1 pseudogene is annotated in these 327 nt (G+C 46.5%); it reads left to right on the forward strand.

The annotated features are described in order from the left end of the window. Window positions 1-327, forward strand: a pseudogene (locus SB679_RS23510) (hypothetical protein); the annotation flags it as partial.

Here is a 327-nt window from a genome sequence, read left to right on the forward strand (position 1 = left end):
GGAGGTAAAGCAGGAATCGCATTTCCACAGCTGTCCGGAAACGATATTGAAGCGATGAATATCACAGGATTAAAATCCGGAACACTGGTATACAGTACCTCTGCTTCTACGGCAGCCACCAAAGATATTACAGGAATAGGCTATTGGTACTGGAAAGATGCCACCGACAAATGGGAACCTGTCCTGATCAATGCCCCGAGGTTTTTCTATTCTCCTTCCCTGCCTATTGATACTTCCGTGGCTTCAGGATCTGTTGACCTGTATGCTAATTATACGGGACAATTTGCCACCCCTATGGCAAGCAGTACAGGATCACCTGGCAGTATT

The sequence above is a fragment of the Chryseobacterium sp. SIMBA_029 genome (genome assembly GCF_046535275.1).
Taxonomy (GTDB): domain Bacteria; phylum Bacteroidota; class Bacteroidia; order Flavobacteriales; family Weeksellaceae; genus Chryseobacterium.